Source organism: Ruegeria sp. HKCCD6647-2, from assembly GCF_057221075.1.
Genome location: NZ_JBWVBD010000001.1, coordinates 385,391 through 400,079, shown reverse-complemented (window position 1 = coordinate 400,079; position 14,689 = coordinate 385,391). Strand labels below are relative to the sequence as shown.

Here is a 14,689-nt window from a genome sequence, read left to right as displayed (position 1 = left end):
ATAGCCGATGACGGCAGGCGGTGAACAGGCGCGACCGGGTCTTGGCTGGTTGCAAAAATACCGCCTGCGTCTGAAACGCAAACATTTGCTGTGGCGTTCATTCCGCAGTCGGCATGATCTGATCGGCTTGTCGGACAAGACCCGACTGATCGCACCGGGTTGCATTCTGGCCTTCACCACGGTGCGAAATGAAATCACGCGATTGCCCTGGTTCTTTCGGCATTACCGCGCCATGGGTGTCGATCATTTTCTGATGGTTGACAATGACAGTGACGATGGCACGGCCGAATTCCTTCTGAACCAGCCTGATGTGTCACTTTGGCAAACCCGGTCCAGTTACCGCTCCTCAAGGTTTGGAGTGGATTGGTTGACCTGGCTGCAAATGCGGTACGGGCACGGGCATTGGACCCTCACTGTGGATGCGGACGAGCTGTTGATCTATGCCCATCACGACACCCGATCCCTGCATGATCTGACCATGTGGCTGGACAATCAGGACCGCCGGGTTTTTGGCGCGCTGATGCTGGACCTCTATCCAAAAGGACCATTGGGTGACCTGACGTATGACCCGGGATCGGATCCCTGCGACAAGCTGCGCTGGTTTGATCGCGGCCCTTACCGTGCCCAGCGTCAGAACCCGATGGGCAATCTGTGGGTTCAGGGCGGCGTGCGCGAGAGAGTTTTCTTTTCCGACAGGCCGCATCGGTCGCCGACTTTGAACAAGATGCCCCTGATACGATGGTCCCGTCGCTATACCTATGTAAACTCAAGTCATTCTGCTCTGCCGAGGCAGCTTAACTTTGGCTATGACGGACCTGGAACCGATGCTCCGTCAGGTGTTTTGCTGCATACGAAATTTCTGCCTGAAGTCGTTGAAAAATCACTTATCGAGAAACAGCGGGGACAGCATTTTCACGACCCGGCCGAGTTTGGGAGCTATTACGATAGAGTCGCGAGCAACCCGAACCTGTGGACAGGTCAGTCAGAACAGTTTGAAGGCTGGATGCAACTCGAACGTCTCGGGCTGATGAATTCCGACGGATTTGGCGGCAGGGGGAAAACGCCCCAAGGAAAAACCGTGTCACCATAACGACATATAAATACGTTGCCTGACAAAGTTCTAAAATGTCATAATGCGGCAATTGCCCGGCTCCACTCTGGCTCAGGCCGCCCCGGGCATGCTCGCGTACAAAAAAGGTTGGGCAGTCGCGTGAGCCTGTTGGATTCCTATCGCATGAGATTGCGGCGCAAGCGCCGCCTGTTGCGGTGTCTGCGAAAGCGGCACGAGTTGAAACCCGTCCGCGACAACACCTCGGCCATCCGGCCCGACGATGTGCTGTTGGTCAGTGTCGTGCGGAACGAAAAGATCCGGTTACCCTATTTCCTGAGCTATTACAGAACGTTAGGCGTCAACCATTTTCTGTTTGTTGAAAACAGAAGCGACGATGGCACGCGAGAGTATCTGTGCGACCAACCCGATGTCTCGGTCTGGCGTGCCAATGCAAGCTATAAGAAAGCAACATTCGGGGTGGACTGGTCCAACTATCTGCTGCGTACCTACGCGCACGGGCACTGGGTCCTGACGGTCGATCCGGACGAGTTCTTCATCTACCCGTTCTGCGACACCAGACCGATCAGGGCGCTGACTGACTGGTTGGACGGCTCGTGCATTCGCAGTTTCGGGACAATGCTGATCGATATGTATCCCGAAGGCCCGATCGAGGACGCGAAGTACCAATCCGGGCAGAACCCGTTCGAAATCGCACCCTGGTTTGACCCCGGAAACTATATGATCACGCGCAACCCGACCTATGGCAATCTGTGGATACAGGGCGGTCCGCGCGCGCGGGTGTTCTTCTGGGACAACCCTTCGAAGGCGCCGGCGCTGAACAAAATCCCACTGGTCAAGTGGAACAGACGTTATGTCTATGTCAGTTCGACCCACTCGCTGCTGCCACGCGGGTTGAATCAGGTCTACGATGAACAAGGCGGTGAAAAAGCCAGCGGTGCCCTGCTGCATGCCAAACTCATTGACACGTTGGGCGAAAAAGCCCGCGAGGAACTGAACCGCGGTGAACATTATCGCGCATCTGGAGAATATCGGGCATACGCGGAACAACTGGAAGAAAAGCCCGTTTTCCGGAATGCATGGTCCGAGAAATACCTGAACTGGCGACAGCTTGAGATTCTGGGCCTGATGTCCAAGGGAAACTGGGCATGAGTAGCCTTGGCATCGTCATGCTGGTCCATACCGCGCTGGACCGGGCAGAACAGGTTGCCCGCCACTGGACCGCCGCGGGATGCCCGGTTGTCATTCATGTCGACAGCAAGATCAGCAACCCCGTTTATTCGGAATTCGTCTCAGCCTGCGCCGATGATCCGCTGATCCTGTTTTCCGACCGTCACGTGTGCGAATGGGGCGGATGGGGTATTGTTGCGGCGTCGCAATCCGCTTCTACCCTGTTGCTGGAACGATTTGCGGACGTCCGGCACGTATTCCTGTCCTCGGGCGCCTGCCTGCCATTACGCCCGGTCGAGGAACTGATCGACTATTTGGCCGACCGCCCTCGCGTGGATTTCATAGAAAGCGCCACTACGCGGGACGTCATCTGGACCGTTGGCGGGCTGGATCTTGAGCGATTCACGCTGCGTTTCCCGTTTTCGTGGCGCAAACAACGCAAGCTGTTTGACCTCTACGTGCGTCTGCAAAGACGGCTGGGGATGCGCCGCAGAATTCCGGACGGGCTGATACCCCACATGGGCAGCCAGTGGTGGTGCCTGACAAGGCAAACCCTGTCAGCGATCTTGCAGGATCCGAGACGCAAGGTTTATGACGCGTATTTTCGCCGGGTCTGGATACCGGATGAAAGCTATTTTCAGACTCTGACACGGTTGTATTCCACACATATTGAAAGCCGTTCACTGACCTTGTCAAAGTTCGACTATCAGGGTCGTCCGCATGTGTTCTACGACGATCACCTGCAATTGCTGCGCCGTTCCGATTGCTTTGTCGCCCGAAAAATATGGCCACAGGCAGATCGGCTCTATCAGACTTTCCTCACAGATCGGACCGGCGCATTGAAACCCGCCGAACCGAACCCGGGCAAAATCGACCGGGTCTTCGCCAAGGCGGTTGAGCGACGGGTTCGGGGCCGCGACGGTTTATACATGGCAAGCCGCTTTCCCCGCCATGGGACCGCGCGTGGTCTGACGGCATACCCCTATTCCGTATTTCAGGGCTTTTCCGAAGTATTCGAGGAGTTCGATACCTGGCTGGCCAACGCAACCGGTGCACGGGTACATGGGCATCTGTTCCACCCCGAACGCGCCCAGTTCGCGAATGACGAATGCATGACCAACGGTGCGCTGACGGATTGCGCCACGTTGCGGGATTACAATCCGACGGCGTTTCTGTCGAACCTGATCTGGAACACTAGGGGTGAACGCCAGTGTTTTCAATTCGGCCCCGCCGACAGACAAAAGATAGTCGAGTTTCTGGCGCGGGACAGACATGCACAGATCTCAATCATATCCGGTGCCTGGGCGGTGCCCTTGTTTCGGTCGAACATGAATTTCGCCGACATCCGGGCCGAGGCCGCCCGCCTGCAACAGATCGAAACCGGGCAGCTCAAAACGCTCGCGGCTGTCGGCGCCACAGCGCGAATTAACGTCTGGTCGATGGCAGATTTCGTGGAAGCGCCCATGGAGCCTCTGCAAACGGCATTGGATGAGATCTTGACCCAGCAGCATAGCCACCTGTCCGAGGCGCCGAAGATGGTCGATCTGACAGGCTTCGGCAAATTCCTGCAAATCCTCAAGAACCAGGGAATGCATCCTTATCTGATGGGCGATTTTCCTGTCGATGACGTGTTCGGGTCACAGGCGAAACCGTTCCGCAAACCTTATCTGGTGCAGTAAACAGTGATGGGTTCCCGGTTCGACTATTTCATCGTGCTGGCCGACATGCGCACCGGGTCCAATCTGCTGGAGTCGCAACTGAACGCGATGGAGGGTGTCACCTGCCACGGTGAAGCCTTTAACCCCTATTTTGTGGGCTTGCCCAAACTGTCTGATCTGATGGGCTTTTCGGTCGAAAAGCGTGACAGGAATCCTTTGGCATTGCTGGACGCCATCCGGTCGGCTCCCGGAGAAATGAACGGGTTTCGGTTTTTCAGCGACCACGATCCGCGCGCCCTGTTGCCTGCACTGGATGACCCGCGTTGCGCCAAGATCATTCTGACGCGAAACCCGCTGGACAGTTATATCTCGTGGAAAATCGCCGTTGAGACAAAGCAGTGGAAGCTGGTGAACATCAAACAACGGCGCGAGGCCCGGATAACCTTCGACGCAGAAGAGTTTTCTGACCAGCTGGAGCAGCGACAGACGTTTCAGCAGACTGTCCTCAATCATCTGCAGAAAACCGGGCAAAGCGCGTTTTATGTCGGCTATGACGACCTGAACGACATCGAGGTTCTGAATGGCCTGGCGGATTGGCTCGGTGTCGGCGCGCGGCTGGACGGACCCAGCGACCACCTGAAACGCCAAAACCCTTCCGGAGCTTTATCCAAAGTGACCAATCCGGAAGAGATGGAGCAGGCGGTTTCCAAGCTGGATATGTTCAATCTTCACCGGACGCCGAACTTCGAACCGCGCCGCGGGCCGGCAGTGTCGCGCTATGTTGGTGCGCCGAAAACACCCCTGTTGTATCTGCCGGTACGCGGCGGGCCGGAATCTGTTGTGGCGCGGTGGCTGGCTGATCTAGATAGCGCAACGACAGACGACCTGATGACTGGCCGAAACCAAAAGCAGATGCGCCAATGGATGCAGTCCAATCCGGGTCATCGAAAGTTCACGGTGTTACGTCATCCTCTGGCCCGGGCGCATACGGTCTTTTGCGACCGAATTCTCAGTACCGGCCCGGAGGCGTACGTGAGTATCCGCAATATGCTGCGCAACCGGTACAAACTGCCGCTGCCCGCACGGAACGAGGCCGGGTCCTATTCACTGGACCAGCACTATGCCGCATTTTCGGGTTTTTTGACGATGCTGGGCCATATCCTTGCTGGCCAAACCCCCATCCGGGTGGATGGCTTGTGGTGTAGCCAGGTGCAAACACTGGAAGGGATTGCGGCCTTTGCAATTCCAGATCTGATTCTGCGAGAAGAGGACCTTGTGACGGCGCTACCCGACCTGGCGCGGCAGGTCGGTCACCGGAACCCGCCTGATCCGGGTAGGTCCGAACCAGACGCGCCTTTCACATTGTCCCAGATTTACGACGCAGAGCTTGAGGCAAAAGCCGCCAAGGTCTATCAGCGCGACTACCTGCAATTCGGATTTGAAGACTGGAAGTCGCCCTAGGCAGGATCACGGGCGCAGAGTGATAACGGTGCCTTCGTTGACCATGGCATAGATCTCTTCGATCTCTTCATTCTTGACCGCGATGCAGCCCGCCGTCCAATCCGCCGTCTTTTTCGCACGCTTCCGTTCGGATCGCTTGTTGGGCTGACCGTGAATAAAAATGTCACCTCCCGGGTCAACGCCAGCGGCCTTGGCCTGCGCAATATCCTTTGAGTTCGGATAAGAAATCCCCAACGACAAATGATACCGGCTTCTTGGGTTGCGGCGATCGATCAGATAGGTCCCTTCGGGCGTGCGGCCATCGCCCTTTTTGGTCTTTGTCCCATTCGGGGCAAACCCCAAATCGACTTTGTATTCCTTCAGGATTTGCTCGTTATGCAAAAGATACAGTTTGCGCGCGCCCTTGTTGATGACCAGAGAAGTCACTTCGGGCCCGTTGTAAGAAAGATATCTGGGATTGGCTGAGGCACATGCCGAAAGGCTCAGCGTGGCCATCGCCCCCAATCCAAATGCTCGACGATCCATTGTTTCACTGCCTGCTGTTTTTTTTGAGCATTATGCCAAAATTTCAAAAAACTGAAATCACTTTTTGCTGTTCGCCTGCTCGATCAGGCGGCGCTCGATGCTTTCCAGCCGCTCCAGCACTTCGTCCCGGTAAGCGTCGGTCTTGACCTCATCCTCGGCATGGTGCGCATCCTGCATCGAGTTCACGATCAGACCGACCAGCAGGTTTACCACCGCAAAGGTCGTGACCATGATGAAAGGCACAAAGAACAACCAGGCGTATGGATAAACCTGCATCACCGGGCGGACGATGCCCATGGACCAGCTCTCCAGCGTCATGATCTGGAACAGCGTGTATGCCGACAGACCCAGATCGCCGAACCATTCCGGGAAACTCTGCGAGAACAGCTTGGTCGAGATGACAGCGCCGATATAGAACAGGATCGCCATCAGAAGGAAAACGCTGGCCATGCCCGGCAGGGCCGAGATGAACCCTTCGACCACGCGGCGCAGGCGCGGTGCGACCGAGATAACCCTGAGCACCCGCAAGATCCGCAAAGCCCGCAGCACGGACAACCCCGCGCCACCGGGCACCAAGGCAATACCAACGATCACGAAATCAAAGATATTCCAGCCACTTTGAAAGAACCGCCGTCCCGTGGCCACCAGTTTCATCGAAATCTCGGCAACAAAGATCGACAGACAGATCATGTCCAGTGTCACGATCAGAGAACCTGCATGCTCCATCAGGGTTGGCGATGTTTCCATCCCCAGCAGCATCGCATTAAAGATGATAACGCCCGTGATAAAGCGGCCAAAAGCCGGAGCTTCGATGATTGTCAGCAAGGGTTGGGTGATCCCCATGTCTGGCGGTCTCCTATCTCTGATCACGTTGCGGGGTTCAGGGAAAACCGCGCGGCAAGTTCCGTGTGCGACGACCATCGAAATTGGTCAACCACCTGTACCCATTCAAGGGTGTAACCCGCGTTAACCAAAGATTTTGCATCTCGGGCAAAAGTCACGGGGTTGCAGGACACATAGGCTATGACCGAAGGTTTCGCCTGCGCCAGCTCGCTTACTTGCGCTTCGGCACCTGCGCGGGGTGGATCCAGAACCACGGCATCAAAGTGCTTCAGCTCGTCTGGCATCAGCGGGCGGCGGAACAGATCACGTGCCTCTGTTGTGACCCGCTTAAGTCCCTTGGCCTTGCGCCAACCCAGATCCAGGGCCTGGGTCATTTCAACCTCGCCTTCGACCGCATGGATTTCCGCGTATTGCGCGAGTGGCAATGAAAAGGTGCCGCATCCGGCAAACAGATCGACAATCCGCTTTGCGCCGCCAGTCGCCTCGGAAACAGCCTGTATTAGAGCCTGTTCGCCGTCTTTTGTGGCCTGAAGAAACGCACCCGCGGGCGGAACAACCTCAGCTGATCCAAAGCGCTGCACCGGCGGTCGCCGCATGGCGATGACTTCGCCATTCCAGCTCAGGCGCGCGAGCCCGTGTTTCTCGGTCGCCTGCGCAAGCGTCAGCTCAAGCGGGCCGTCCAACGGTTTGCCGCCTTTGACAGAAACGTCCAGCCCACCCTCGGAAACCGTAAGGGTCACCGCCAGCACAGCTTTTCGACTGCCCCCCAGAACGGCCAGTGCCTCGGCCACGGGAATTGCGGCGATCAGGGCCGGGTCAAGCAGGTGACAATCCGGGATTTCCGTGATCGTGTCCGATGCGCGACCGTGAAACCCGGCCAAGGTCCCTTTCTTCGTGCGGCGCACGGCAACCGTGGCACGGCGACGTGAACGCTCGGGCGATGTGTGGATCGGGCGCATCGGGGCGTCCAGGCCCTGCGCAGACAACGCGTTTCGAACGATTTCGACCTTCCACTGCGCCACAAACCCAACAGCAGCATGTTGCAACTGGCATCCGCCGCAGGATTTGTAGTGGCGGCATGGCGCCTTGACCCGATACTCAGATGGGGTGAGGACACGGATATCCGTCAGTACGCTGTCCGCAAGTACGCCACGCACCACCTCACCCGGCAGGGTGCGCGGGGCGAAGACGGGTCCTTCGGCGATGCCGTCGCCCTGATGTCCAAGACGAAGAATGGTATATTCCTGTGCCATCGCAGGCCTGATAGCCGGACGGGGTCGGTAACAAAACCCTTATTCCGCAGCCTCAGTCTGAATGAAGCCGCCGGACTGACGGTGCCAGAATCGCGCGTAGAGACCATTTTGCGCCAGCAACACGTCATGAGTCCCGATTTCGACAATCCGCCCGTGATCCAGCACGATAATCCGATCCATTTCGCTGAGGGTGGACAGCCGGTGCGCAATGGCAAGAACGGTCTTTCCCTCCATCACCCGGTGCAGGGCCGTCTGGATCGAAGCTTCGACCTCGGAATCCAGCGCCGAGGTCGCCTCGTCCAGAACAAGAATCGGTGCATCCTTCAGGATCGCGCGCGCCAGTGCGATCCGCTGACGCTGACCGCCGCTCAGCTTGACGCCCCGTTCACCCAGATGCGCCTCATACCCCGTGCGCCCCTGTGCATCTTGCAGGCCGAGAATGAACTCGTGCGCCTCTGCCTTTCGGGCGGCGGCCATCAGGGCATCTTCCGAGGCAGCAGGATTGCCGTACAGAATGTTGTCACGGGCCGAGCGATTGAACATCGCGGTTTCCTGCGTAACCATCCCGATCTGCCGGCGCAGACTGTCCTGTGTCACCGCCGCGATATCCTGACCATCGATCAACACGGCGCCCTGTTCCCTGTCATAGAGCCTGAGCAGAAGCGAAACGAGAGTGGACTTGCCCGCGCCGGACGCGCCGACGATACCCAGTTTTTCGCCCGGTTCTATGGTCAGGTTCAGGTGCGAAACGCCACCGATGTCCCGACCGTAGGCAAAACTGACGTCCTGAAAGTCGATCCGGCCATCGACCACGCGCAGCTCCTGCGCTCCCGTCGCATCCTCGACACGATCCCGCTTGGTCAGGGTTTTCATGCCGTTTTCGATTTCCCCGACATTGGCGTAGAGGCCCATCAGCGTGAAGCTGACCCACCCTGTCATCTGTGCAATTCGAATGGATACCGCCCCAGCTGCCACAATGTCGCCTGTCGTAGCGGCGCCTGCCTGCCAAAGAAACAGGGTTGCCCCCAGCAGCAGAACCGGCAGAACGCCTGCCAGTGTCATCAGGACAAAGCGGAAGCTGGCGGAAAGCTTGCCGAAATCCAGCGATTTTTCCCGCAACTCGACCATCGAGTTTCTGGCCGCCTGATCCTCGAACGCGGAATGCGCGAACAGTTTGACTGTTTTGACATTCGTGATCGTGTCCACCACCTGCCCGGTCACCATGGCCCGAGCCCCGGCCCGCGCAGCGGACCGCTTGCGAATACGCGGCAGATACCAGCGAATCAGCAGGAAATAGATCGCGAGCCACGCGGCGAAAGGCAGCATCACCAGCGGATGGATAGACCCTAACAAAAGCAAAGAGCCTACCAGCGAGGCCAGCGCAAAAACGATGGCGCTGATCGTTTCGGACACGACTGCGGTTAGCGCCGTCGAGGTTTGCATCTGCTTCTGCGCGATCCGTCCGGCAAAATCGTCATCGAAATAGGTTACCGACTGTCCCAACGTCCAGCGGTTCAGCTTGGCCAGTACCAGAGGCGGCAGATTTGGCATGACGATATAGTTGTTCGAAATCGACGACAGGCCGAACAACACCGGCCGCAGCAACATGAAAAATGCAACGGCACCCGCGATCATCCAGATATTGCGGGCGGTCACAAAGTCCTCGGGCCCGCTTGTGGTGGCCATATCCACGACAAGCCCCAGAATCCAGGCTGTGCCGGCCTCCATCGCGCCCGCCGCGGCCGAGAAAAAAGCAGCCAGAAACAGCATGGGCCAGGCCCCGGACAGGCACCAATGAATGAACGCCCCCAGTGTTTGCGGTGGGGGCGTTTCAGTTGTCCTGAACGGCTGAATCAGATCGGCAATTCTCATTCCGCTGCCTCTTCTGCGGCTTCCGGGTTCATGAAGCCGCCAGACTGCCGTGCCCAGAACTGCGCGTAAAGCCCGCCCTTGGCCAGAAGATCGGCATGCGCGCCTTCCTCGACGATCCGTCCGGCATCCATCACCAGAATACGGTCCATCTGTGCGATGGTGCTGAGCCGGTGGGCGATGGCAATCACGGTCTTGCCTTGCATCATTCCGTAGAGCGTCTCCTGAATCGAGGCTTCGACCTCGGAATCTAGGGCGGATGTCGCTTCGTCCAGCAAAAGAATTGGCGCGTCCTTGAGGATCACCCGCGCAAGCGTCACGCGCTGACGCTGACCGCCACTGAGCTTGACGCCCCGCTCGCCCACATGCGCGTCATACCCGGTGCGCCCCTGCGGGTCCTGCAGGTCGAGGATGAACTCATGCGCCTCCGCTTGCTTGGCGGCTGCAATCATTTGCTCCTCGGTCGCGTCCGGCCTGCCATAAAGGATGTTGTCGCGCACCGAACGGTGCAGCAAGGCGCTGTCCTGTTGGACCATCCCGATATGGCGGCGCAAGCTGTCCTGCGTCACCTTTGCAATGTTCTGGCCGTCGATCAGGATCGCCCCCCGCTCCACGTCATAGAACCGCAAAAGCAGCTTAACCAGCGTCGATTTTCCTGCGCCCGAGCGGCCGATCAGACCGATTTTCTCCCCGGGGTGGATGGTCAGGTTTATGTGATCGAGACCACCTGTTCGCCGCCCATAATGGTGCGACAGATCGCGAACCTCGACCCGACCGTCGGTCAATTGCAGCGGCCCGGACCCTGGTGCGTCCAACAGATCGACGGGCTGGGCGATGGTCTCCATCCCTTCGGCCACCACACCAAGCTGGCGGAAAAAACTGGTCAGCGCCCACATGATCCAACCTGTCATCGCGTTCAGCCGCAAGGTCAGCGCCGTGGCCGCAGCTACGACGCCCACGGAGGCGCTGCCCTGCATCCACAACGCAATCGCCCAGCCAACAACACCCACGATCAGCAAGCCGTTCAGGGTAACCAGAACCGCGTCCATGACGGTGAAGATGCGCATCTCGACCTGGAAGGTCCGGCGCGTTTCCTCAATCGCTTCGCGGGCATAGTCCAGCTCCTGCTCGGCATGTGCGAACATCTTGACCGAGTGGATGTTGGTGTATGAATCCACGACACGCCCTGTGACCGTCGACCGGGCATCGGACGCCGCCTGCGACGCCGGGCCAACCCTTTGTACCGTCCAGCGCACCAAGAATCCGTAAAGGACAAACCAGATCAGCAACGGTATCAGCAACCGAGGATCAGCGGCCATCAGCAGGATCGCGGCCCCGATCAGGTAAGCCAGCGAAAAGGAAATCGCGTCAAAGACCTGAAACACGACTTCGCCAGCAGCCGGTGGGGTTTGCATGATGCGGTTGGCGATGCGTCCGGCAAAGTCGTTTTCGAACCAGCCAACCGATTGACGCAATACGTGCTTATGTGCCCGCCAGCGGATCAGCGTGCCGAAATTCGGCAGGATAGCGTTGTTGAGCAGCAAAACATCGATCACATGCAAAAGCGGCCTTAGCAGCAGAATGAAAGCTGCCATCAGCAAAAGCTCGGTGCCGTGCGCCTGCCAGACCTCGGTCGGGGAACTGCCCAAAAGGTCGACAACACGGCCCATATAGTAGATCAGCCCGATCTCAACACCGGCCACGATTACCGAAAGCAGCGCGGCCCAGACGAAGACGCGATAAAAAGGTCGCGAATAATCCAGCATGAAAGGCCACAGCCGCGTCGGCGGCGTGTCAACTTCGTCATAGGCGACAAATGGGTCTACGAGGTTTTCGAAATAGCGAAACATGGAGTGTGCTCCGATTGAGCAGTAAATAGGTCATGCGAAGTAAGATGGCGCCAGAACACCACCCCAACGGGTCACGTGTCCCGGCTTTAGCCGAACCAGATCCCGTAATACATTCGCATTCCTCCATCCATGTGACAGGCGCACCCTAGCCACAAACGGTTAGGCTTGTCATCCCCTTTTGAGACTTAATTTCACTTGGACAGCAATTCCTTGCGTGTCATCGCAAAATCCGAGGCGATCCAGCGGGCTTCAAGCTCGGCCAGTTTTTTGCCCAATGCCGGGCCCGAGAAAGCGGGGATCAGGTCAGCGGCCTTGATCGGAAAACTCGCCGCCGCGCCATGTTTCAACTGTTCCGCCAGATCGGCGGTCCAGGGCTGTTCGAGGAACGCGCAGCGCAGCAGGGCTTCGCTCAGCCCACCCTCGGCGCCGTTGCGATATCCCAGCTCGGCGATACTGGCCGATCCTGTTGCCTCGTCGCGCATTCGGCTCAGCCGTTGCAACTGTGCGCGACTCAGTCTCAGGGTTGCGGCGACCTCGGGCGGGACGATCACTGCCAGACGGCGCACCGGGTCGGGCGTGGCCACTGCGTCCTGTTCGAGCTTGATCAAAACGGACAAAGACCGGTCATCTGCACCGGGAAGAAGTTGCGCCAGAACACCAGCGCTGCGCATCGCCGCCACAGACGGTGCCGGATCGGGCGCGCCAAGCAGCTTCAGCAGTTCGGCCCCCACACGTTCACGCGACAGGCTTGCAAGCCCATCGAGATTGGCCGCGATGGCCGCCAGCGCGTCTGCATCAAATCCCGCATCCGCGTCTCCGTACCAGGCGTGAAAACGGAAGTAACGTAATGAGCGCAGGTAATCCTCGCGAATGCGGTCCTCGGCCCGTCCGATGAACCGGACACGGCGCGCCTGAAGGTCGGACAAGCCCCCCAACGGATCAAGTATGGTGCCATCAGGATGCGCATAAAGTGCGTTCATCGTGAAATCGCGCCGCGCGGCGTCTTCCTCGACCTTGTCCGAATAGGCAACAACTGCTCGCCGACCATCGGTTTCCACATCCCTGCGAAAGGTCGTGACCTCGTGCGGAACACCTGCGCTGACGATAGTGACGGTCCCGTGGTCAATACCGGTGGGAATGGGTTTGAGCCCCGCTTGTTGCGCCAATTCCACCACCTGTTCGGGCCGCGCATCCGTGGCAATATCAATGTCCGAGACCGGGGCCTGCAGCAGCGCGTTGCGGACACATCCCCCGACGAACAAGGCCTGCGCACCGGCGTCGGCCAGCGCGGCGCACACTTTCTGCGTCGCCTCGGCCGCGATCCAGTCTTCGGTGATCCGTTTCATTCATTCACCCGCGCTGCCAGCCCTCGCAAGATCCGTGCCGTGGCGCCCCAGATGTAATATGGGCCGTAAGGCACGGCGAAATAATACCGCTTCTGACCACGCCAACGACGCGATTCGATCACATAATTCGCCGGGTCCAGCACATGCGCAAGTGGGACCGAAAAAACCTCGTCAACCTCGCCACGCTCCGGGATCGGTTCAAAGCCGCTGTCCAGCACCGCCACCACCGGAGTGACGGAAAAGGATGTCACGGTTTCATGAACGGGCAGCTGGCCCAGGACGCGCGGTACATCCGGCGGCAGGCCTATCTCTTCACGGGCCTCTCGCAGGGCGGTAGCGGTGACATCGGCGTCACCTTCATCCTGTTTGCCGCCGGGAAAGGCGATCTGGCCGGGATGATGCTTCAGCGCCGAAGATCGTTTGGTCAGGATCACGCAGGGCACATCATATGCCACGGAAACAGACACTAACACGCCAGCAGGCCGCAGTTTTCGCCCCGGCGGCAGGTTGACGTCCGGGTTCAGGTCAAAATCGCTGGACCCGGTGCCGGGGCGGCCCAACGCCGCCACCAGCTGTTCGATCGGGTCACGCACCATCCGAGTCTTTGGCTTCAAAACCCACGGTGCGGGGATCCAGCACGTAGTGGGCGCCACAGAACTGGCAGTCGGCCGTTACCGTTCCCTCATCCGTTGTCATCTTGGCAATGTCCTGAGCCGAGTATATCGACAGGCTTTGCCGCACACGCTCTTCCGAGCAGGTGCAGCCGAATTGAACCGGCTGGGCGTCATACACACGCGGCTGTTCCTCGTGAAACAGACGAATCAACAGATCCGTCGGCGCAACCGACGGCCCGATCAACTCAAGATCCTCGACCGTATCCAGCAGGATGTTTACACGGCCCCAGTTTTCACCCTCTTCGCCGTCAACCAGATCGGCGGCGGTCAGGATGTCTCCGCTTCCTTCACTGGTTGCGGCAAAGGGCGAGGCCTTGGGCATGTGCTGCAACATGACGCCACCAGCGCGCCAATGTTCCCCTACACCCGGCTCGGTCGACTTGCCAAAGCTCAGCGAAAACCGTGTAGGCAACTGTTCTGACTGGGCAAAATAAGCCTCGGCGCAGGCGCGAAGCGACCCGCCCGCCAGCGGTGTGATGCCCTGATAGGGCTGCGTGCCCTTACCCTGATCGATGAGGATGGCGAAGTACCCCTCGCCCACCTGATCAAACGGCGCCGAATCCGTCAGCCGATCCCGATCGAAACTGGCATAGGCCCGGATCTGCGCGGGCTGCCCTTCTTGCTTGGGCGCATAGTAATCGGTGGCGATCATCCGCACGGCGCCCTTTGACTGCACCTGCAGCGACAATTTCCAGCGCAGCGCAACGGTCTGACCGATCAGGGCGGTCAGCAGCGCCATCTCGGCGACCAGCGCCTCGACCTGTTCCGGATAGTCGTGCTGTTTCAGGATGCCGTCCAGCACACCGTCCAGTCGCGCCACGCGGCCGCGCATATCCGAGACGTCGAGTTGAAAGGGCAGGACGGTGTCGTCCCACGCGATTTTCGTTCCAATAGACATGGGGTTTCCTTACACGCCACAGGTTGGCATACCGCCACCATATAAGTCCAACAAACCGGGTTGAAAGGGGCCA

The 14,689-nt window shown here is 58.7% G+C and carries 12 protein-coding genes; 4 read left to right on the top strand and 8 right to left on the bottom strand.

The window, feature by feature from the left end; genetic code table 11:
* Nucleotides 1-7: 7 nt before the first annotated feature.
* The 4 genes from AC2TDJ_RS01890 (at nt 8) to AC2TDJ_RS01875 (ending at nt 5,358) form a co-directional block, all read left to right on the top strand.
* Nucleotides 8-1,090: a glycosyltransferase family 2 protein gene (locus tag AC2TDJ_RS01890; RefSeq protein ID WP_480838684.1), complete on the top strand. Its 1,083-nt coding sequence runs from the start codon at nt 8-10 to the stop codon at nt 1,088-1,090.
* 144 nt (nt 1,091-1,234) lie between these two features.
* Nucleotides 1,235-2,221, top strand: coding sequence for a glycosyltransferase family 2 protein (locus AC2TDJ_RS01885; RefSeq protein WP_480840189.1), 987 nt, complete (start codon nt 1,235-1,237; stop codon nt 2,219-2,221).
* A complete protein-coding gene (locus AC2TDJ_RS01880) occupies nt 2,218-3,918 on the top strand; it encodes a DUF5927 domain-containing protein (protein ID WP_480838682.1) in 1,701 nt (566 codons plus the stop codon). Before AC2TDJ_RS01885 ends, AC2TDJ_RS01880 begins: the two co-directional genes overlap by 4 nt.
* Before the next feature lie 6 nt (nt 3,919-3,924).
* Entirely contained in the window at nt 3,925-5,358 is a 1,434-nt protein-coding gene (locus AC2TDJ_RS01875) for a nodulation protein NodH (protein ID WP_480838680.1), read from the top strand.
* Nucleotides 5,359-5,364: 6 nt separating this feature from the next.
* On the opposite strand, the gene AC2TDJ_RS01870 is transcribed toward AC2TDJ_RS01875, so the two are convergent.
* From AC2TDJ_RS01870 to hslO, 8 genes are all read right to left on the bottom strand, one after another.
* Nucleotides 5,365-5,883, bottom strand: coding sequence for a L,D-transpeptidase family protein (locus AC2TDJ_RS01870; RefSeq protein ID WP_480838679.1), 519 nt, complete (start codon nt 5,881-5,883; stop codon nt 5,365-5,367).
* Between the two features lie 57 nt (nt 5,884-5,940).
* Nucleotides 5,941-6,726: an ion transporter gene (locus AC2TDJ_RS01865; RefSeq protein ID WP_480838677.1), complete on the bottom strand. Its 786-nt coding sequence runs from the start codon at nt 6,724-6,726 to the stop codon at nt 5,941-5,943.
* Between the two features lie 23 nt (nt 6,727-6,749).
* The gene (locus AC2TDJ_RS01860; protein WP_480838675.1) at nt 6,750-7,979 is read right to left on the bottom strand and encodes a class I SAM-dependent RNA methyltransferase; all 1,230 of its coding nucleotides are present in this window, start codon (nt 7,977-7,979) and stop codon (nt 6,750-6,752) included.
* 39 nt (nt 7,980-8,018) lie between these two features.
* The gene (locus AC2TDJ_RS01855) at nt 8,019-9,851 is read right to left on the bottom strand and encodes an ABC transporter ATP-binding protein (protein WP_480838673.1); all 1,833 of its coding nucleotides are present in this window, start codon (nt 9,849-9,851) and stop codon (nt 8,019-8,021) included.
* Complete coding sequence (locus tag AC2TDJ_RS01850; protein WP_480838671.1) at nt 9,848-11,698, bottom strand: ABC transporter ATP-binding protein; 1,851 nt, start codon at nt 11,696-11,698, stop codon at nt 9,848-9,850. Before AC2TDJ_RS01850 ends, AC2TDJ_RS01855 begins: the two co-directional genes overlap by 4 nt.
* Nucleotides 11,699-11,889: 191 nt before the next feature.
* Entirely contained in the window at nt 11,890-13,044 is a 1,155-nt protein-coding gene (locus AC2TDJ_RS01845) for a CCA tRNA nucleotidyltransferase (protein ID WP_480838669.1), read from the bottom strand.
* Entirely contained in the window at nt 13,041-13,640 is a 600-nt protein-coding gene (locus AC2TDJ_RS01840; RefSeq protein ID WP_480838667.1) for a CoA pyrophosphatase, read from the bottom strand. The genes AC2TDJ_RS01845 and AC2TDJ_RS01840 overlap by 4 nt, the downstream gene beginning before the upstream one ends.
* The gene (gene hslO, locus AC2TDJ_RS01835) at nt 13,630-14,616 is read right to left on the bottom strand and encodes an Hsp33 family molecular chaperone HslO (protein WP_480838665.1); all 987 of its coding nucleotides are present in this window, start codon (nt 14,614-14,616) and stop codon (nt 13,630-13,632) included. The genes AC2TDJ_RS01840 and hslO overlap by 11 nt, the downstream gene beginning before the upstream one ends.
* Nucleotides 14,617-14,689 lie beyond the last annotated feature (73 nt).